Raw genomic sequence first — 21,293 nt, forward strand, 5'->3', positions numbered from 1 at the left:
AATGACACATTCTTTGCAAAAAAAGATGATCACAGAGTTTAATGTACCTGTAGAAATGAGAGATGGAACTGTTCTACGAGCAAATATCTATCGACCACAAGAAGGTGGGAAATGGCCAGTTCTTCTTACTCGCTTACCATATGGCAAAGATACATTTGCCCAACCTTTTTTGATTCAAGTGCCCCAAGCTGTCCAAAAAGGATATGTAGTCATCATCCAAGATACGCGTGGTCGTTTTGCTTCAGAGGGAGATTGGGATCCCATTCCAAGTTTCAATCAAGAAGCTTTCGATAGTTACGATACGATTGAATGGATCTCCAATCTTCCTTATAGCAATGAACAAGTAGGTATGTTTGGGTTATCTTATTACGCTTTTACACAATGGGCGGCTATGTCTTTGCATCCCAAAACACTCAAAGCCATAGCACCTTCTTTCAGTTGGAATGATCCTTATGATGGGGTTATATATCGAGGTGGAGCTTTCGAGTTAGGACTGTTAACTTATTGGCAAATGGGCATGTATTTAGATACGCTTCCCAGACATTATTCGGATCAGCAAGAGTTAGCGTGTGCCGTTCAGCGCTTAATCTCGGATATCGATCAATTACCCAAACAAGTTCAGTCACTTCCATTAAAAAACTATGCCCCATTTACACGAAACAAAGTCGCTCCTTCCCTGATAGAAGTGATCAAACGTGGATATATGGACCACCATTATGTTGATTCTTTAACATGGAAAGATAAACAGGAAAAGCTAACCTTACCCACTTTGAACATTACAGGTTGGTATGATGTTTTCCTACAAGGAACTCTCGATAATTTTTTACAAATGCGTCATCATACGGAGAGCCCAAAAGCACGTGACAGTCAATTAATCATTGGCCCTTGGAGACATTTGGATCATAGTCATCATGCGGGAGAAGTAAATTTTGGTTTGCAAGCGAATTCTGAATTCATCAACCTATCCGGAATTCAACTCCGTTGGTTTGATCATTTCTTAAAAGGAAAAAATACCGGAATGCTGCAAGAAGCACCCATCAAACTATTTGTCATGGGCGAAAATGTTTGGCGGGATGAATATGAATGGCCTTTGAAACGTACAGAATATATCGATTTTTATTTGCATAGCCAAGGTCAGGCCAATACACTTCAAGGAAATGGGATGCTCAGTATTCAACCTCCTGATCAAGAAATTCCTGATCATTTCACCTATGATCCATTGAATCCCGTTCAGACAAAGGGAGGATCCCATCTTATGTTACCTGATTTTATCGATGGACCCGTTGATCAGAGAGAGATTGAATCTCGTGAAGATGTTTTGGTATATACCAGTTCTGTTTTGGAAGAGGATGTTGAAGTAACAGGACCAGTAAAAGTGAAACTCTGGGCGACTTCCAGTGCACCCGATACAGATTTTGTTGCTCGATTAGTAGATGTATTTCCAGATGGTACAGCGATTAATTTAACTGATGGTATCATTCGTGCTTGCTTCCGAAATGTGCAAAAAGGAGAGGAACCAACCCTAATCCAACCAGGAAAAGCTTATCTCTATGAAATCGACTTATGGTCAACAAGTAATTTGTTCAAAAAAGGGCATCGGATTCGCTTGGATATAACTAGTAGTAGTTTCCCACGTTGGGATCAAAATCCAAATACAGGTCATGATTTAGGAGAGGATCAAGAGACAGATTTTGTAGTTGCTCAGCAAACGATCCTACATGATAAAAAACATCCTTCTTCGATTGTTCTTCCTATTATTCCAAGAAGATAATTATAACATTGCGAGCGAGAAAACCCATGGTTTAAATCGTGGGATGAAAGCGAGCGTTGAACGAGGTAAGGAATTCTCCTTCACTAGTTCAACCTTTGGAAAAAAGCAAGTTTACTATGATATCAATTGATTTATCGAATTTTCTTTCTATTTTTCTTACAAGTCGATCTACCATCTGTTTTTTTGTAATATCTGCATAAAAATATGTCGCTTGTCCTTTTTCACTTCCTATGATAGAGATTGTTTCGTCAGCATTCTTGATGTCTTTATGGCAACACAGGCACCATTTCTTGCCAACATAATAGCGATCCATCTACCTAAACCTCTAGATCCTCCTGTAACGAGTGCTAATTTACCAGCTAAATTATTCGTGCATTTTTCATCAACTCATCCTTTCCTAAGCTATTTCAAAGGAAACAGGGTAGATAAGGCATATTTTTTGATGTAATTGTGAGAGTGTCTCTCTTTATTATTATATATTTAAATATTATAAGTGATGAGTGAATCATCTTTTCGCATCATTGGGATGAAAACCAAATGAAAGATAAATCATCTGAAATTGATTTAACCTTTCCGAATTTTTTGGTAATATATAGATAGAGGAAAGGAGTTACAGTGGACACGCTGGAGCTATATAACTACCTATTAAGCGAATTTTTGGAGTGCAGAATTCTTGGTTCATTTTCCAAAAAGGCCTGGGATAAGCTGCTTAAAATTACCGTTCCAACTGGAGCTGATGTCGCAAAGGAAAGTGCCATCAAAAAGGGAGCCATGGTCAAGTTTAAAAAGGCTCTCCAGAATATGGACCCAGATTCCTTGAGCGGTGCAGATCAGATGTGGCGGGAGCGAATTCTTCAGGCGCTCCAATTTATCTAAACTGTGACTCCCCCCTGTCATAATGGCAGGGGGCACATTTAAATTTACAGAAATCGGATTTTTAATAGTTTGTAGTGAGATCTAGTAGAGAGTAAACGGATATATGATTGGGATTAAAAGGGTGCACAATTGATTCGAGTCTCTGAACATTTCGTTCAGAGACTCGATTTCTGTTAAGAATGCTCAGATGATCTATTAAAAGCTAGGAATTCTCTTAAGGCCGGAGATTTCTGATGTGATTGTTAATTGAACCCACAGGTCCTGCCGTATTGAAGTTTTCCATAGATTTCAGCTGTTCAAGGAGTATTTTCATTTTTTTCTTAGCATCACGCAGCTGCTGGGAAGCATCTTTTTTTATAGCATTCAGAACTTTTATCGCTTGCTTATTTTTTTCTAGTGCTTCTATATTAGCGATAGCCTGTGTCACTTTATCAATCGATGCTGCTCGATTCTCAGGCTTCGAACTGATACCCTCGATGCTCAAGAACTGCCACAGGAGTATATCAATGTTGGTTTCTGAAGGGTTTTTACCAGCAGCTAGAATAGCTGAAATGAGGCTTTTCAAAAGAATCTCCCACTTAAGCGAAGTGATTTTGCCTGACTTGTTTATTATATCGATCAATCGAATAGCAGTAAAATTGGATTTTTTAGCGAGAGAGGCGTGATAGTAGGAATAACACCTGTTTTTCAATTATCCCTATCTCTTTGATTGTTATTTAAAGCTGTCTATCAGGATTGGAAACAAAAGAAGATAACAGCTGTAGAAGCCATGTAAAAAATACATTTCCTATAGAAGAGATCACTATAAGACTTAATATTAAACCAACAACATACAAAATAGGCGATATTATTGCAAATAAGAACCTAAATCCTGTATCTAGTAATAAGTTAAGGAAAAGACTAGAAACATCATGGGAATGAAGTACAGATTACCAAAAATCATATGATATCAATGATCAATTATATCTTCTTTTAGGCATGCTACACAGAAAAGCAAAAGACCTCAATGAGTTAAAAGAACAGTATGATTTATCGTATATGTTTATGATTGTAATTGAAGTTGAAAATAATCAAACCCCTGCAATCTATTTAGAAAGCAAGATTATAAACTTTGCTAGTTCTATAAATGCTGAAATATATTTTGATTTATATGTTTGCAGCTGATCAAGCTTTTTAACTAGGAGTGGATCTGTAAGGTCACACGTATTGGTTAGTAGGCAGATAAATCCTGCTGAAACCTGATGCGCTCCGTCTGGGCAGCATCCAGTTGTCCAGATATCAGAACATAAGTAAATCATATAGATGAGAGTCGTCATAGGGCGGCTCTTTTTTAGGGAGTCGATCGAATGGTTCCAATTCTCAGAGAAGGCGATACAATTCAATTGAAAGATGGTTTCAGGGGAGTTGTATTTTACATTAATCGGTAGAATTAAGCATTATCAGGTGATTTACAGAGATGATTATCAGGCGCTTGTGAGATTTGAGGATGTGAAATTAGGTGGACCAGTTGCGAAATCAATCGCAACTGGTCCATGAACCCTAGAACAGGGAGGAGAACATTTTGATCGCTCCTTAATCGTATCATTTCGGAAAAGTTGTATGTTTAAACATTCTTTAGATACAATATATCAGATTACCTGTACGCTAAGGATCATAGTAACTCTTTCTAGAATGGAGAGAGCTTGGACATATTTTTTTATAGGAGGAAAAGTATGGTCATTAGGGAGATGATTGCAGATGACATACCTAAACTTGCACAGTTATACAGACAATTTTGGAATGAAGACTCTTGTATCGAGAGCATGTACATGCATTTAATAAACTAAAAAAAATAATTCACACATATTAGTCAGTGCGATTGAAAGTAACAAATTAATTGGCTCAGTTATGAGAGTAATATGCGAAGAATTATATGGTGATTGTAAGCCTTTTTTAGTTCTTGAAAACATGATAGTCGATAAGAATTATAGAAACAAAGGAGTGGGTAAAGCATTATTGTTCGAGCTTGAGAAAATAGCTACTAAGAGGAATTGTACCCAAGTGATCCTTGTAACAGAAAGCAATAGAATTGATGCATGTGAGTTTTATGAGTCAGCAGGATATAACTCTCAAACTCATAAAGGATTTAAAAAGAAGCTCCAATAGAGCCACACTGGAAAATATATATATCATGCCACTTTTGGACTTACTTCGGGGGATCTCCAATATTTTTTATATTATAAACATTAATACTTTTGTTTCATTTTCATGTATAATGAAATGGTAATCACCACATGTAAAATGAGGGATGTTGATGATGCAAGTTCGTAAAATAGGTCTCATCACCTGTAGTTTTGCGGTTGCTCTACTCCTTGGAGGCCTTCTTGGGAACCTACCACTCGTAGGAGGTATTGTCTAACAGAGGTACGTCAACTTTCAATCATTATTTTCATATAAGGCCTAGTGACGGGTTCCTATCATAGACTGCAAAGTAAGTTAAACCACTTCTCATGAGGTGGTATTTTTATTGGAATCAATCTCCTAAATACATCATATATCGGCAGCGCTAAACTTTGGAAAGGTGATGATCTAATGTATGTTACTTCAAAGAATAGACCAACCATTCAGCGATGACGACCACATATGTGAGTTAAAAATAGATGGTATTCGATTATTGTTGTTCACTGCGCAATCTATATCAGCAAAGCCTATATCAGAATCCATTTCTAAATTTGGAATCTTATTTATCATTTAACTCTATACTATCTATAAATATGTGCACAAAACTTCATTCTTCTGATGAGGAGAATGAAGTTTTTTTATGGTTATACAAGAACCTTTTTCATCAAGTGCAAAAACACCTGTCATTCGTCATATGTACATGAAATGGGGACATCAAATTTTATTATATTTAGAGTGTTGAAAATTATTCTATTTATGAATACTACTTGACAGTTATCAGAAATCTAGCATATGATAATTACAAATGTAACTATAAAGAACAAATGTAAAATATTTTGTTAGAAAGAATGGAGGATAAAGATGATTACAACAGAGATTCCAGCATCACTAACAACCGAAAAAATCCTCAATTTATACTATCAAATGTGGTTGATTCGTTACTTCGATGAAAAAGTAGACGAGTTCTTTGCCCGTGGAGCGATTCATGGAACAACGCATTTATGTGTTGGTCAGGAAGCAACAGCAGCAGGTGCATGTTTTGCTTTGGAAAGCGAAGATAAAATCACCAGTACACACCGTGGACATGGACATTGCATCGCCAAAGGTGCGGATGTGAATCGAATGATGGCCGAGTTATTCGCCAAAGAAACAGGATACTGCAAAGGAAAAGGCGGTTCTATGCATATTGCTGATGTAGACCAAGGGAATTTGGGAGCAAATGGAATAGTAGGGGGAGGAATCCCGATCGCAGTTGGGGCTGCGCTTACTTCCAAAATGAAAAACCTCGGATATGCAGTGTTGTGCTTTTTTGGTGATGGAGCAGCAAACGAAGGAAGTTTTCATGAAGCACTCAATCTCGCTTCGATTTGGAAGCTGCCAGTTGTTTTCTTTTGTGAAAATAACCAGTACGGCATGAGTGGTCCAGTCAAAGAAATGGTTAATATTGAAAATATTGGTGATCGTGCCGCATCTTACGGTATTCCAGGGAAAGTGATTGAGGGAAATGATCTTTTTGCAGTTGTCAAAGCAACAGAAGAGGCAGTGAAACGAGCAAAAGCAGGCGATGGACCAACGCTGATTGAGGCAAAGACTTACCGTTATAAAGGGCATTCCAAAAGTGATGCGAAAAAATATCGCACCAAAGAAGAAGAACAATATTGGCGGCAGGAAAAAGATCCTATTTCCTTATTAGCAAATAAAGTCATTTCCGATGGAATTGCCACAGCAGAGCAAATGAAAGCGCTTCAATTAAAAGCAAAAGAAGTAATCGAAGATTCTGTAGTTTACGCAGAAAAAAGTCCAGCACCTTCATTAGATACATTGGAAACGGACGTCTACGCATAAAAGGGGTGAGGATAATGAAAACAACAGAGATGACCTATGCAGAAGCTGTGCGTAATGCCATTGCTCTTAAAATGAGAGAAGACAATGATGTATTTATGTTAGGCGAAGATATAGGAATCTATGGCGGAGCATTTGGTGTGTCCCGTGGTTTGATCGAAGAATTTGGTCCAGAACGAATCCGCAATACCCCTATTTCTGAGTCTGGAATAGCAGGCGCAGCAGTAGGTGCTGCTCTAACAGGGATGCGTCCAATTTTAGAGCTGCAATTCTCCGATTTTATAACAATTGCTACTGACCAGATTATTAACCAAGCAGCCAAAATCCGCTATATGTACGGAGGAAAAGGCAAAGTACCCATGGTTTTGCGTACACCAGGCGGCTCTGGTACAGGAGCTGCGGCACAACACTCCCAAAGTTTAGAAGCTTGGATGGCACATATCCCAGGTTTGAAAGTGATACAACCTTCAAATGCTTATGACGCAAAAGGTTTGTTAATTTCAGCGATTGAAGATAACAATCCGGTTATATTTTATGAACATAAATTGCTCTATGGATTAAAAGAACAAGTGCCAGAGGATATTTATCGTATTCCACTAGGCAAAGCAGCAATAAAGCGAGAAGGAAAAGATGTTACAGTTATCGCTACATCTATCATGGTTCCGAAAGCTTTGGAAGCAGCCAAAAAGTTAGAAGCAGAAGGAATCGATATTGAAATCATTGACCCTCGCACCCTCGTACCGTTAGATGAGGAGACACTAGTGCGTTCTGTACAAAAGACAAGTAGAGTTGTAATTGTACATGAAGCTGTAAAACGGGCAGGATTTGGAGCCGAGATAGCTAGTGTGATAGTAGAAAGCGAAGCATTTGATTATTTGGATGCTCCTCTCGAACGGCTAGGAGGCAAAGCAGTTCCCATTCCCTACAATCCGGAACTGGAAAGACGTGCAGTTCCACAAGTCGAAGATATTGTACAAGCAGTGAAACGCACACTTCAACGAGAAAGAGAGGTGTAAAACATGGCGAAAGAAGTGTTTATGCCCAAATTGGGAATGACCATGGAAACAGGAACGATCATGAAATGGTTTGTACAAGAAGGGGAAGAAGTTACAGAAGGTGACGTTATTTTAGAAGTGATGACCAATAAGATCAACATAGAAGTTGAGGCATATGAAACCGGAACAATCTTAAGACTTCTTTATGAAGAAGGGGAAGAAGTTCCTGTGAATCAAGTAATTGCGTACATCGGACAAAAAGGGGAGAAGATAGATGATTTGACTTTGAGTGTAGAGCAAGAGTCACAACAGCCTCTAACCGAACCTGTTGGACAGTCAACATCAAACGGAAAAGTCATCTCTGCTAGACAAGAACTCAATGGAGATAAGCCAAGAGCCACTCCTTCTGCGAGAAAACTAGCCCGCGAACATGATATTTCGTTAATGAACATCAAAGGAACTGGTCCCAAAGGCCGGATTCATCGCAAAGATGTAGAAATTCATATAGAAAAACAGATCTTCTTGTCAAAAGAGACGGATGTAAAACAAGAGGAGTCTTTCACGGATGAAATTGTAAAGGTAAGAGGAATGCGCAAAGTGATTGGGGATCGCATGCAGCAAAATAGTGTACAAGCACCGCATGTCACTTTACACAGTGAAGTAGATATGAGTGAAGTGGTACGATTACGCAAGCAACTATCGCCAATTATTGAAGAAAAAACAGGATTACGTGTGTCGTATACGGAGATTATACTGAAGGCAGTTGGTATTACTTTACAAGATCATCCTTTAGTAAATGCGACTTTAAGTAATGATGCAATCCATCTTCATTCCCGGATTGATGTTGGATTAGCAGTCAGTCATAAAGATGGATTGTTGGTTCCAGTTATTCGCGAAGTAGACAAATTGGGATTAGCAAAACTAACAGAGCAATGCAAAAAAGCAGCACGAGAAGCCAGAGAAGACAAACTTCAACCGGAGCAACTGCAAGGAGGTACATTTACAGTTAGTAATCTAGGTATGTACCGTATTGACCATTTTACTCCGATAATTAATCTACCAGAAACAGCTATTTTAGGAGTTGGACAAATCAAAGAAAGACCAGTGGGATTGAACAATGAGATTGTCTTACGCCCAATGATGTCTTTAAGTCTGTCCTTTGATCATCGAACTATCGATGGAGCACCAGCAGCAGCTTTTCTAACGCAACTAGCAGATACATTAGAAAATCCTGCTAGATTATTAATTTGAAGAAATGAAGCTGGACAAATATATGATAAGATCGACATACTTAAGGAACTTTAACGATTTGAAGGTGTGCCTATGATTAATCAAGATGAAAAGCGAAAGCTGATCAAAGTAGCGAAAATGTACTATATTGAAGAATTAACTCAAGCTGCGATCGCTAAGCGGTTAGGTGTTTCTAGACCGATTATCTCCAAAATGCTGCATCAAGCAAAAGAAGAAGGAATTGTTAAAATTACCATTTATGATGAAGGTTTTGATGTAGTGGAATGGGAGCAAAAAATAGCTCACGCTTTTGGTTTGAGTGAAGTAATCATCACTTCTACAGAAAACATGAATGAAGAACAGGCATTGCGTGCTGTTGGCAAAACAACAGCAGTGTATGTTAAAAAAGCAATTCGTTCGATAAAAAAACTGGGAGTATCTTGGGGGAAATCGTTATTGGCAATGGTTGAAGAATATCCGATTGAACAGAAAAATGTTACCATTATTCCTCTTGTTGGAGGGATGGGTCCAAAAGAGGTTGCATTACACTCCAACCAAATTGCTTATGAATTTGCCAAAAAAATAAATGGACAATGCGAATCACTTTATGCTCCAGCGATGGTTGCAACAGTTGAACAAAAAGAAGATCTAGTCCAACTTCCATTTATCTCTAGTGTATTGGATCAAGGAAAACAGTGTGATTTAGCGATCGTAGGAATAGGAAATCCTTATGAGCATTCTACGATGTATGAAATTGGCTATCTAAATGATGCGGATCTAGAAGAACTAAAAAAGGCAAAAGTAGTTGGAGATATTAGTTCCAAATATATTCTTGCTAATGGGGATCTAGCAGATGTTTCTATTAATAAAAGAGGAATTGGTATTGAACTCAGTGAGTTAAAAGAAATAGACAAAGTAATTGGCGTAGCAAGCGGCACGCATAAAGTAAATAGTCTGATAGCAGCTTTAAAAGGAAACTATGTTGATGTTTTGATTACAGATGACAAAACTGCAGCTTTATTGATCGATTTACTGGAAGATAGTAACGAAAAGAAATTAAAATAAAGCGTTTTCATTTTCATTTCTATCACGTATAATAATATTTACAAATGTAATATGATTGAACAATTGAAAGGGGTGATTCGATGAATCAATGGGGAATTTTGATAATTGTATTTGTTTGTGCATGGGTTCTCCAAGTGATTCTCAGTTATTATCAAAATCGGCATTATGGACAAACCATTAGAGCAATGAGTGCTGCACATGATTCAGGATATTTGGGCGTAGGGGTTATAAAAAGACGTTTTGGTATCGGATCTGTCGTAATACTTGTTTCTGATTTAGCTGGTTTTGTAGTTGATGCAAAGGAATTAACAGGAGTCACTGTCTTTTCACGATTCACCCCAAACGCAGAATTAAACGGCAAAAAAATTGAAACACTTGAGTCTTTATCCGGTCAAGATCATCGAACCAAAGCTATTCAGATGGCAGCAAATCAGATTGTGAAACAAAAAAATCAACAGGCATCAGATGTTTGAGCCATATGATGTAACTGAAAACTTGGGGAGGTTTGATGAAGATGGACTTTCTTGTACATCTTGCAAAAGGCTTTGTTGGTATGTTTCAAGCCGGCGGAGCCCAGTTCATGGGTTTGGCGAAGGGCATTTTACCTACACTTATTTGTTTGATTGTTATTGTAAACGCTTTAATTAAGTTTGTAGGAGAAGAGCGAATTTATCGATTTGCACAAAAGACGACGAAATATGCAATTTTGCGGTATACCATATTTCCTATACTAGCTGTATTTTTCCTGACGAACCCAATGTGTTATTCGTTTGGGAAGTTTCTGCCAGAAAGGCAAAAACCAGCTTTTTATGATGCTGCTGTATCCTTTGTACATCCAATCACAGGATTATTCCCACACGCTAACTCTGCTGAATTATTTGTTTATTTAGGAATTGCCAGTGGCTTAACGACTTTGGGTCTTTCTTTGGAGCCTCTAGCTGTCCGATATTTGATCGTCGGTATTATTGTTATTTTGCTTCGAGGTCTTGTAACAGAATGGATTACAAATATGATGTTAAAACGTCAAAATCAATCCACACAATCCACCACCTAAGAAGAGGGAAAGGGGCAAATCCAAATGGCTACTTATTCAGCAGTGAAAGTGAGTAAAGGAGCAGGTGGTTGGGGTGATGCATTGATCATACAACCAACTGAAGCAAAAAAATATATTGTTTCCGTTACGGGTGGAGGGATTCATCCCATCGCTCAAAAAATTGCTGAAATGACTGGTGCGGAAGCAGTGGATGGGTTTAAAAATTCCGTAGATAAAGAAGAAATGGCTTGTGTGGTTGTTGACTGCGGGGGAACAGCACGTTGTGGGGTCTATCCCAAAATGGGAGTATTGACGATCGATATCACTCCGGTTTCTCCTTCCGGACCCCTCGCCTCTTTTATCAATGAACAAAATTTTGTTTCTGGTGTTACTGAGAAAAATATTACGCTAACCGAAGGCGCTGCATCTGAATCAGTAACAGAAGTGAAAACAGCAAAAGAAATAAAAGAAGAAGCAAAACAAAAAGCAGCAGAAGTTTATCCGCAAAAAACTAACTTTCTCGTAAAAATTGGACGAGCCATGGGCAACGTGGTAGGAGTCTTTTATCAGGCAGGACGAGAAACCATTGATATGGTAATACGTAATATTTTACCGTTTATGGCATTTGTTAGTACCATTATTGGGATTATCACTTATACGGGTATCGGCGATTGGATAGCTCATTTGGTCACACCACTTGCGGGGAATATTTTTGGGCTCGTTATTCTTTCCATTATCTGTGCCATTCCGATTCTCTCCCCGATGCTTGGCCCAGGCGCGGTAATAGCACAAGTGGTTGGCGTGTTAATTGGAGTCGAGATTGGGAAGGGAAATATCCCTCCACAATTGGCGTTGCCAGCTTTATTTGCCATCAATCCACAAGTTGGTTGTGATTTTGTGCCTGTAGGATTGACTTTAGGAGAAGCAAAACCTGAAACGATTGAAGTCGGCGTACCGGCTGTGCTGCTTTCCCGCCAATTTACCGGACCAATTGCAGTTTTAATTGCATATGTATTTAGTTTTGGATTGTATTGATAAATAAATAATTATGGGCTGGGTGACAGACTTCAGCCCAAATATAAGATTTCAGGAGGATCTATGACAGTACTATTCGAAGTCACAGCGAGCCAAATTGGAGAACTCGTTTCCGATTTTATGAAACAAAAACTATTAATTTTATTTGATGAGAATGCACCAAAGGAGCTTCATGACATCACGGTGCTGCATACAAACCGGAAAAACAACGGGGAAATAAAACCGGATGACATGTTAGTCATTGATAATCAAACCTTTCGAATTCAATTTGTAGGGGGTACTGCCAATCATACGATTCAAGAATTAGGACATGTAACCCTTAAGTTTGATGGGAGTACGGAAGATTTACCAGGAAGTATTTGTTTAGAAGATAAGCCGATCCCTGAAGTTCGTGTTGGATCGATCATCCAAATTGTACGTAATGAATAAAATACAACAAAGCGGGGTCATCTTATGCCTATTCATCACAAATTGGAAACTTTACAACAAGCAGGAAACCGGATACGAGTTGGTCTTATTGGCGCAGGTCAGATGGGAAGAGGAATGATCGCACAAATCACAGCTATGCAAGGCATGGAAGTGGTGGCGACAGCTGATATTCATGTGGATAATGCAATTCATGCATACCTACACGCAGGATATTCGATGTCAAAAATAAATCGATGTGAGCAGGTAGAGAAGGCAGAACGTGTAATTGAAGAAGGCCATGTTGTTGTGACAACAGATATGCACCTTGTATTAAATTTATCTTCTGTTGATGTGATAGTTGATGCTACAGGAATTCCTAACTTAGGAGCAGAGATTGCTTGGAAGTCAATCTTAGCAAAAAAACATATCGTCATGTTAAATGTAGAGACAGATGTCACGGTGGGGCCGCTTCTTCACCAGATGGCACAAGCAGCTGGAGTTGTATATACGGGTGCTTCTGGTGATGAACCGGCAGCCATCATGGAATTGTATCATTTTGCAAAAACAATTGGTTTCGAGCCTCTAGTGCTCGGTAAAGGAAAAAACAATCCATTGAATCTAGAAGCAAATCCTGAATCAGCAAAACAACAAGCATTACAAGTGAATATGAACCCCAAAATATTAGCATCTTTTCAAGATGGAACGAAAACGATGATTGAAATGACCGCAGTCGCCAATGCTACTGGTTTTTTACCGGATGTACCAGGAATGCATGGACCTGTAGCTACAGTAGATCAATTGACCAATATTTTACGTAAACGAGAAGAGGACGGTATTTTGAATACTTACCAGACCGTTGAGTATGTCAATGGAGTAGCACCTGGTGTATTTGCGATTATCACTTCGGATCAAGCAGAAGTACATCGAGAATTACAATATTTAAAAATGGGTGACGGACCTAACTATCTATTGTTCCGCCCATATCATTTGACTAGTTTGGAAACACCTATTTCTGTTGCAAAAGCTTACCTTGAAAAAGAAGAATCCATTGTTCCTTATCATGGACTTGTGGCTGAAACTGTTACGGTAGCAAAAAAAGATTTAAAAGCTGGTGATTATTTAGATGGTTTAGGTGGTTTTACATCCTATGGTCAAATAATGAAGGCCACAGAAGCGAAACAGATAAATGCACTTCCGATCGGATTAGCCGATAGCACTATTCGTTTGACTCGGGATGTGAAAAAAGGGGAAATAATCACATATGATGCGATCGAACAGACCAAATCTCAGATTATTTGGGAACTGCGAAAATTAATGGAAAGAGATACAAATCTATATAAAGCATAGTTTCAGCATATTTTTGTTGTATAATAGAGATCATTGTTGAATCCAGGCTTGTGGAGGGATGATAGGTGAAAGAAAAACAAATTACCACTGAGTTTTACTGTATCCACTGTTTGAGTGATACACCGCATAGTGTCACCTATTTCAATGACTCTATTTCCCATATCCATTGTGAAAATTGTGGTCGAAGCATAAATCTAAAAGTAGATGTGAAACATGCATTATATGAAGAAGTAAAAAATCGCCTTACGAGCAAACCGTCCCGAATCTTGAAAGAGTACCAGACAAATCGGACGTATTTTTTGAAAAGAATTCCACAGCGTATGTTGAAAAAACCTTACCGTTTATATAAAGAAGCCAAAGAAGTAAAGTATTTTATCGGCAAGTATGCAAAGTAAAATCGCACACCACTCATAGGTGTGCGATTTTACTTCATTCCTTGTCTACTGTTACCCATCCCATGTTGATAATTAGGTTTCTTTGTGCATTTGGTAACTTTAATTCATCTTGATCATGTTTTGATAGTGTTGTTTTGATTTCATCTTCACGGCTCTCTTTTACTTTCATAACCCAGTCTGGTTCCAGTAACAGTTCTCGGCCGATTGCAATAAAGGACACTCCAGTATTTAAAGCTCTTATGGCATCTTCAGGGGTATAAATGCCTCCTACTCCTATGATGGGTAAGAGATGACCGAGACGCTCATAGATGATTTCCAAACGTGGTCTATTGTCTTTAATCCCATGTCTTGGTGGAGTCCAGAAATGATTTAATGAAATATGGAGATAATCCAGCTGTTCCGTTGGTAACGCATCGATAAAGGTAAGGGTATCGTCCATAGTGATGCCTGGTGTTGTTGTTTCTTCAGGGGAAAGTCGATACCCAACGATGAATGGTTTTTTCGCATGTTCTTTTACTGTATGTCTTACTTTTTTGATGATATTAAGGGCAAATCGCATTCTTTTATCGATCGTACCTCCCCATTTGTCTGTTCGTTTATTGGAATGGGGGGAGAAAAATTGTTGGATTAATCCACCATTTGCACCGTGAATTTCGACGCCGTCAAATCCCGCTTGGATCGCACGTCTCGTAGCTTCACCAAAAGCTGTAATGATCTCGATAATTTCATTTTCATTTAGTTCATGAGGAATAGGAGCATCTTGTCTTTCCTCTGGAATAGTACTAGCACTTACTACTTCTCCGCCTTCCACAGCAGTTGATTGGCGTCCTCCATGAAAGATTTGAAGAATAGCTTTTGCTCCATTTTGTTTTATAACAGAAGCAAGTTTCTGTAAACCAAAAATCATCTCATCTCGATCTGCCGCTGGTGCCCCGATTAACCCGCCATTTTTCATCACGTATGTTCCAGCAGTTATTATTGCACTGACGCCGTCTGCCCGACGTGAATAATAGTTTAATTCTTCATTAGAAATACTGCCATCATGATTGGAAGATAGATGTGTCATAGGTGCCATTATAATTTTATTTTTAAACGTTATCCCATTTTTTAATGTTTCAGGTTCAAATAATTTTTCAAATGATTTTCTCATATTTTGTCCCTCACTTCGTGTTGTTGAGTTAATGATACTTCTATTTTTTAATAAATAAAAATATATGTATTTATATATATTCATTCCTTTTGGTATATGGATTGACTCCTTTTTCATTTTCAAAACATATCATGGTACAATAGAATCACATTGGATGGATTGTGAGAGGAAGTGTAGTCTTGGCTAGAAACTATCAACAAGCAAAAGAAGAATTTGAAAAGGTACTGCCACTAATACCAGGAGGTGTGAACTCACCTGTTCGTGCTTTTCGATCAGTGATGGATCATCCTGTATTTGCGGAGAGTGGAGCAGGTTCAAAGCTCAAAGATATTGATGGAAATACATATATTGATTACATTGGTTCATGGGGGCCTTTAATTTTAGGGCACACTCACCCAAATGTCGTCTCAGCTTTGCAAGAGGCAGTGATAAAAGGGACAAGTTTTGGTGTTCCAACTGTTTTGGAAACAGAAATGGCTGAAATAGTGATCGATCGTGTACCCTCAGTAGAAGTGGTACGGATGGTCAATTCAGGTACCGAAGCAACGATGAGTGCATTACGTTTAGCACGAGCGTATACAGGTAGGAAAAAGATTTTAAAGTTTGAAGGTAGCTATCATGGGCATTCAGACAGTTTATTGATCAAAGCAGGATCCGGAGTGGCAACACTTGGACTGCCTGATAGTCCTGGTGTATTGGAACATACAGCCCAGCATACATTGACAGTCCCTTATAATGATTTAGATAGCGTGCGGCTCATTTGTGAAAAAGTAGGGGAGGATCTTGCTGCGATAATCGTTGAACCAGTAGCTGGCAATATGGGCGTTGTGCCGCCACAATCTGGTTTCCTTGAAGGGCTGCGTCAATTGACAGAGCAATATGGTATTGTGCTTATTTTTGATGAAGTAATGACTGGCTTTCGTGTAGATTACCAGTCTGCACAAGGGCGTTTTGGAGTGACCCCGGATTTGACGACAATGGGGAAAGTGATTGGAGGAGGTTTACCTGTAGGAGCTTATGGTGGAAAGCGAGAAATCATGCAGATGATTGCTCCAGCAGGAACGGTGTATCAAGCAGGAACACTTTCTGGAAATCCACTTGCAATGGCAGGCGGAATCGCAACATTACGAGAATTATCTCCATCCTCTTATGTCCAATTAGAAGACAGAGGAGATCAACTGGAACGTGGAATCCGTGCGAATGTTGAAGAAGCTGGTGTGCCATACCATATCAATCGAGTAGGTTCTATGATTTGTTTATTTTTTACGAATGAAAATGTTATTAGCTACGAGGAAGCGAAAACAGCAGATACAGAGCTGTTTGCTCGATACTATCGTAATATGCTGGAAGAAGGTGTCCTTTTACCGCCTTCCCAATTTGAAGGTATGTTTCTCTCTTTGGCGCATAGTGATGAGGATATTGCTCGCACGTTGGAAGCAAATCGCAATGCATTGAAAAACTTGTAATAAATGATATCCCGTCTTTCAATAGACGGGTTTATCATTTTTATAAATGAAAAATAATTAAACAAAATGTGCTCAGCCTGAGTTTCAACAAGGAACACAGGCTGAGGACTTCTCGAGAGAGGATCGACCTCTTGCACGGTTACTCTGCATGATGTTTTACTCCTATCAAGCTAGAGAGCGAAACACCTGATTTCCTTAAAGTATAAAATCTGTAATAGTCCTGTCTATAGTTTTATATTTTTTTGTTGATTTATTTAATATTTTATAGTTTAATGATATTTGTTCTGTTTTATCGAGATAAACAAACGATAAAGAGGGTGATTGTAAGCGCATACTTTTCTAGATGTATTATAATTACATCACATACGTGTGACTGATTCGATCAGGCATGAGTAAAAAATAACATTGTTGAGAAATCTAATAGAGATAAAAAGTCTGTCTCTTTTTGATGATTCGAATGTTATCTGTTACTTATGATCTGGTTTTTTTGCATTTATAGGCATGTAAATATTACAAATTAAGTGAGGTGCCAAATTTGTTTAAAAAGCTTTTCGGACAACTACAAAAGATAGGGAAAGCATTGATGCTGCCTGTGGCAATTTTGCCAGCAGCAGGTATTTTGCTCGGTGTAGGTACAGCTCTACAAAATCCAACGTTAATTGAATTTATTCCAGCGTTAAATTCTACATGGATTCAGTTAGTATCTAATGTATTGTCATCAGCTGGAGATATTATATTCGGTAACTTGTCACTTTTATTTGCGGTCGGAGTAGCTGTCGGTCTTGCAGGTGATGGAGTTGCAGCACTTGCTGCTATTGTAGGTTACCTGATCATGAATAAAACAATGAGTACGATTCTGGTAGCAACTCACCAATTGGATCCAGCAAAAGTTGGTTCAAATCCTGCGTTTGCAAGTGTATTGGGAATACCTACCTTGCAAACAGGGGTATTTGGTGGGATTATTGTAGGGGCACTTGCTGCAATCATGTTTAATCGTTATTACAAAATTGAACTTCCTTCTTATCTCGGTTTCTTTGCTGGAAAACGATTTGTACCGATTGTAACTGGATTTTTTGCAGTGATTTTAGGTGTCGTTCTGATCTTTATTTGGCCTCCAATTCAACATGCATTGAATGCTTTCTCAACAAACATGGTCAATGCGAATTTAACCTTATCGGCCTTTGTGTTTGGAGTTATTGAACGCTCGCTGATTCCGTTTGGACTGCATCATATTTTTTATGCTCCTTTTTGGTTTGAGTTTGGTACATATGTCACCAAAGCAGGGCAAGCAGTACATGGAGATCAAAATATTTTCTTTGCTCAGTTAAAAGATGGGGTTCCATTAACTGCTGGAACCTTTATGGTTGGGAAATTCCCATTTATGATGTTTGGTTTGCCAGCAGCAGCTTTAGCGATGTATCACGAGGCTAGACCAGAACATAAAAAATATGTTGCAGGTATTATGGGATCTGCTGCACTCACTTCCTTTTTAACTGGTATTACGGAACCCATTGAGTTTTCTTTCTTATTTGTTGCGCCATTGTTGTTTGCGATTCATGCTATATTTGCAGGACTGTCTTTTATGGTGATGCAAATATTAAATGTGAAAATTGGGATGACCTTTTCTGGCGGTGTCATTGACTATTTACTTTTTGGTGTATTGCAAAACCGCACTGCATGGTGGTTGGTTATTCCAGTCGGTCTCGTTTTTGCCGTTATCTACTATTTTGGATTTCGTTTTGCAATCCGCAAATTCAACTTAAAAACACCAGGGCGTGAAGTGGAAGACGAAGAACGTAAAAATACGAAAGTAACAGAAGGTGCCAGCGGTGAGTTACCAAACCAAGTACTCACAGCTTTAGGTGGAAAAGAAAATATTGCTCACCTAGATGCTTGTATTACACGTTTACGAGTTTCGGTCAATGATGCAAAAAATGTAGACAAAGATAGACTAAAACGGCTTGGAGCCGCAGGAGTATTAGAAGTAGGAAACAGTATTCAAGCGATATTTGGTACAAAATCAGATACGTTGAAAAGTCAAATTCAAGATGTGATGGATGGACGTGCACCTGTTAATCCTGTAAACCCCGAAACGATTAAAGCGACGATGACAACAAGCCCTGCTGAAGGCAATTTGGATGATTTTGTTGCACCAGTAGAAGGGGAAGTTGTATCATTAACAGATGTGCCAGACCAAGTTTTTTCTCAAAAGATGATGGGTGATGGATTTGCAATTTTACCATCTGTTGGGAAAATCGTTGCTCCTTGTGATGGAACTATTGAAACCTTGTTCCCCACAATGCATGCGGTTGGTATTACTTCTGCTTCTGGTCACGAAATCTTAATTCATGTAGGGATTGATACGGTTGATCTCAAAGGTGAGGGATTTACGGCTCATGTGGAGCAAGGAGCAAAGGTAAAACAAGGTCAATTGCTTCTAGAAGTCGATTTGGAGTTCTTGAAGCAGAATGTTCCTTCTATCGTGACCCCGATTATTTTTACAAATTTACAAGAGGGAGAAAAAATAACGATTCTAAAAACAGGCATGGTAAAATTAGAAGAAAAACAAATTGTAAAAATAGATTAAGGGATAGATGCAGGGGAAGGAAGATCTAGCGAAATAGGTTTTCTTCTTCCCTTTTCCCATGTCTACGGGAATATTACTGCACAACAAAAGTGAATTATTTTGCTTACAAAATGAGGTGTCTTACATGTCAACCAAGCAACCAAAAGCGATTGTTGTTATTTTTGGTGCAACAGGTGATTTAGCAAAACGTAAACTGTTTCCTTCTCTTTTTAAGTTATATAAAGCTAAAAAGTTGTCTGAGGACTTTGCAGTTGTAGGTGTTGCTCGCGGGGAGATGTCCCATGATGATTTTCGTGAGAGCGTGACGAAATCGATTGCTAAAATTGAAGGTGCGGACCGCATGAATGGTTTTGCGTCACATTTTTATTTTCAACCAGCAGATGTAACCGACAAAGAATCATTTGATAGACTGCAGCAGTTGGTGACAAAATTAGATGATCAATACCATACCGTAGGAAATCGCATGTTTTATTTAGCTATGGCTCCAGAGTTTTTTGGAACTATTTGTGAAAATCTCAAATCAAGCGGATTAACTTCTACTGATGGTTGGAATCGTGTGGTAATCGAAAAACCATTTGGTCATGATTATGAATCTGCTAAAGAGTTAAATAATCAAATTGGACGAGTATTCACGGAAGATCAAGTGTATCGAATTGACCATTATTTAGGAAAAGAAATGGTGCAGAATATTACTGTTATCCGTTTTGCAAATGCTATTTTTGAAGAGCTTTGGAACAATCAATATATATCGAATATCCAAATCACCTCAAGTGAAACATTAGGGGTGGAAGATCGCGGGAAATACTATGAGTCTTCAGGTGCACTTCTGGACATGGTTCAAAATCACATGTTACAGATGGTAGCTCTTTTGGCTATGGAACCTCCAATCAATTTAACAAAAGATGAAATTCGCAGTGAAAAAGTAAAAGTGCTGCGTGCACTACGCCCATTTACGGAAGACGAAATAGATAATTACTTTGTACGTGGACAATATGGTAGGGGCCATGTGGAAGATCGCGATGTCGTTGGATATCGTGAAGAGAGCAATGTCGATCCTAATTCTACAACAGATACGTTTGTTGCAGGTAAGTTGATGATTGACAACTACCGCTGGGCTGGTGTACCTATTTACATTCGTACTGGTAAACGTATGAAAGAGAAGACAACAAAAATCGTGATTCAATTTAAAGATCTGCCAATGAATCTGTATCGGGATAAAAATCATCCGCATCCTAACTTGTTGGTGATTCATATTCAACCGGATGAAGGAATGACACTACATCTCAATGCCCGGCAAAGCGCTGGAAAAGAAGATTCCTTACCCATTCAGTTGCATTATTGCAGCAACTGTGATGATAAAATGAATACACCTGAGGCATATGAAAGACTTTTATATGATTGCTTGCTCGGTGATGCGACGCATTACACCCATTGGGACGAAGTTTCGATCTCTTGGAAATTTGTCGATACCATCTCGAAAGCATGGAAAAATAGTGGAAATGTTTCTTTTCCTAACTATGAATCTGGATCAATGGGACCAAAAGAAGCAGATGAATTATTGAAGAAAGATGGATTTTTCTGGTGGTCGGTAGAAAACCCATCCAACCCAAAATAACAGATGAAAGACTTTTAAAAAACAAGGGATTATCCCAAAAAAGCTAGCCGTTGTGAGCGTATGCGCGAATCACGACGGTTTTTTGTATGGAGTGCGCCAAAGCTCTATTTCCTCAATACTGGATTATGCGCTTATTTGACATGAATTATTGAAGGTGAGGGAGCGATGTCATGGCGTTTTTGAGACCTGGATAGTCAGTGAAATCATCAAGAGCTGCTATAACTCCAGTAAAACAACCACTGCTAAACTATTATCGAGATAAAGATAGACGGGATTGATTTACTGTTGGAGGAAAAGCAGATGCTCTCTTCAATTGAG

At 38.7% G+C, this 21,293-nt stretch carries 18 protein-coding genes and 2 pseudogenes; 17 read left to right on the forward strand and 3 right to left on the reverse strand.

Annotation, left to right across the window (positions count from 1 at the left end; translation table 11 throughout):
• The first annotated feature begins 1 nt into the window (after position 1).
• A complete protein-coding gene (locus tag AC5WOC_RS08945; protein WP_496055070.1) occupies positions 2-1,771 on the forward strand; it encodes a CocE/NonD family hydrolase in 1,770 nt (589 codons plus the stop codon).
• Positions 1,772-1,999: 228 nt separating this feature from the next.
• On the opposite strand, the gene AC5WOC_RS08950 is transcribed toward AC5WOC_RS08945, so the two are convergent.
• Positions 2,000-2,080 (reverse strand): hypothetical protein, encoded by an 81-nt coding sequence (locus AC5WOC_RS08950; RefSeq protein ID WP_496055395.1) that lies wholly within the window; start codon positions 2,078-2,080, stop codon positions 2,000-2,002.
• 306 nt (positions 2,081-2,386) lie between these two features.
• Between AC5WOC_RS08950 and AC5WOC_RS08955 the strand changes: the two genes are divergently transcribed.
• Positions 2,387-2,647: a hypothetical protein gene (locus AC5WOC_RS08955; RefSeq protein ID WP_496055071.1), complete on the forward strand. Its 261-nt coding sequence runs from the start codon at positions 2,387-2,389 to the stop codon at positions 2,645-2,647.
• A 214-nt stretch (positions 2,648-2,861) separates the two neighbouring features.
• On the opposite strand, the gene AC5WOC_RS08960 is transcribed toward AC5WOC_RS08955, so the two are convergent.
• Positions 2,862-3,212 carry a hypothetical protein gene (locus AC5WOC_RS08960; protein WP_496055072.1) on the reverse strand — a complete coding sequence of 117 codons (351 nt, stop codon included), beginning with the start codon at positions 3,210-3,212 and terminating at the stop codon, positions 2,862-2,864.
• A gap of 170 nt (positions 3,213-3,382) precedes the next feature.
• On the opposite strand from AC5WOC_RS08960, the pseudogene AC5WOC_RS08965 reads away from it, so the two are divergent.
• From AC5WOC_RS08965 to AC5WOC_RS09020, 12 genes and pseudogenes are all read left to right on the forward strand, one after another.
• Positions 3,383-3,811 (forward strand): annotated as a pseudogene (locus AC5WOC_RS08965) (DUF4279 domain-containing protein).
• Between the two features lie 675 nt (positions 3,812-4,486).
• Positions 4,487-4,792: pseudogene (locus AC5WOC_RS08970) on the forward strand (GNAT family N-acetyltransferase); the annotation flags it as partial.
• An 876-nt stretch (positions 4,793-5,668) separates the two neighbouring features.
• Complete coding sequence (locus AC5WOC_RS08975; protein ID WP_496055073.1) at positions 5,669-6,652, forward strand: thiamine pyrophosphate-dependent dehydrogenase E1 component subunit alpha; 984 nt, start codon at positions 5,669-5,671, stop codon at positions 6,650-6,652.
• Positions 6,653-6,666: 14 nt separating this feature from the next.
• Positions 6,667-7,665 (forward strand): alpha-ketoacid dehydrogenase subunit beta, encoded by a 999-nt coding sequence (locus AC5WOC_RS08980; protein ID WP_496055074.1) that lies wholly within the window; start codon positions 6,667-6,669, stop codon positions 7,663-7,665.
• 3 nt (positions 7,666-7,668) lie between these two features.
• Positions 7,669-8,895, forward strand: a complete 1,227-nt coding sequence (locus AC5WOC_RS08985) for a dihydrolipoamide acetyltransferase family protein (protein ID WP_496055075.1) — start codon at positions 7,669-7,671, stop codon at positions 8,893-8,895.
• Positions 8,896-8,967: 72 nt separating this feature from the next.
• Entirely contained in the window at positions 8,968-9,939 is a 972-nt protein-coding gene (locus AC5WOC_RS08990; RefSeq protein WP_496055076.1) for a sugar-binding transcriptional regulator, read from the forward strand.
• Between the two features lie 80 nt (positions 9,940-10,019).
• A complete protein-coding gene (locus AC5WOC_RS08995; RefSeq protein WP_496055077.1) occupies positions 10,020-10,412 on the forward strand; it encodes a transcriptional regulator GutM in 393 nt (130 codons plus the stop codon).
• Between the two features lie 41 nt (positions 10,413-10,453).
• Entirely contained in the window at positions 10,454-10,993 is a 540-nt protein-coding gene (gene srlA, locus AC5WOC_RS09000) for a PTS glucitol/sorbitol transporter subunit IIC (RefSeq protein ID WP_496055396.1), read from the forward strand.
• 24 nt (positions 10,994-11,017) lie between these two features.
• Positions 11,018-12,007 (forward strand): PTS glucitol/sorbitol transporter subunit IIB, encoded by a 990-nt coding sequence (gene srlE, locus AC5WOC_RS09005; RefSeq protein ID WP_496055078.1) that lies wholly within the window; start codon positions 11,018-11,020, stop codon positions 12,005-12,007.
• A 63-nt stretch (positions 12,008-12,070) separates the two neighbouring features.
• Positions 12,071-12,436, forward strand: a complete 366-nt coding sequence (locus AC5WOC_RS09010) for a PTS glucitol/sorbitol transporter subunit IIA (protein ID WP_496055079.1) — start codon at positions 12,071-12,073, stop codon at positions 12,434-12,436.
• 24 nt (positions 12,437-12,460) lie between these two features.
• Complete coding sequence (locus AC5WOC_RS09015) at positions 12,461-13,762, forward strand: NAD(P)H-dependent oxidoreductase (RefSeq protein ID WP_496055080.1); 1,302 nt, start codon at positions 12,461-12,463, stop codon at positions 13,760-13,762.
• Positions 13,763-13,827: 65 nt separating this feature from the next.
• A complete protein-coding gene (locus AC5WOC_RS09020) occupies positions 13,828-14,157 on the forward strand; it encodes a bh protein (protein ID WP_496055081.1) in 330 nt (109 codons plus the stop codon).
• A 34-nt stretch (positions 14,158-14,191) separates the two neighbouring features.
• Here the strand turns inward: AC5WOC_RS09020 and AC5WOC_RS09025 are convergent, their stop codons facing one another.
• Positions 14,192-15,307 (reverse strand): NADH-dependent flavin oxidoreductase, encoded by a 1,116-nt coding sequence (locus AC5WOC_RS09025; RefSeq protein WP_496055082.1) that lies wholly within the window; start codon positions 15,305-15,307, stop codon positions 14,192-14,194.
• Positions 15,308-15,486: 179 nt separating this feature from the next.
• Between AC5WOC_RS09025 and hemL the strand changes: the two genes are divergently transcribed.
• The 3 genes from hemL (at position 15,487) to zwf (ending at position 20,975) form a co-directional block, all read left to right on the forward strand.
• Entirely contained in the window at positions 15,487-16,773 is a 1,287-nt protein-coding gene (gene hemL / locus AC5WOC_RS09030; RefSeq protein WP_496055083.1) for a glutamate-1-semialdehyde 2,1-aminomutase, read from the forward strand.
• Between the two features lie 535 nt (positions 16,774-17,308).
• Positions 17,309-19,360: a glucose-specific PTS transporter subunit IIBC gene (gene ptsG / locus AC5WOC_RS09035; protein ID WP_496055084.1), complete on the forward strand. Its 2,052-nt coding sequence runs from the start codon at positions 17,309-17,311 to the stop codon at positions 19,358-19,360.
• Positions 19,361-19,484: 124 nt separating this feature from the next.
• Complete coding sequence (gene zwf / locus AC5WOC_RS09040) at positions 19,485-20,975, forward strand: glucose-6-phosphate dehydrogenase (RefSeq protein WP_496055085.1); 1,491 nt, start codon at positions 19,485-19,487, stop codon at positions 20,973-20,975.
• The last annotated feature ends 318 nt before the right edge of the window (positions 20,976-21,293 follow it).

The sequence above is a fragment of the Shimazuella sp. NTD247 genome, assembly GCF_059510415.1.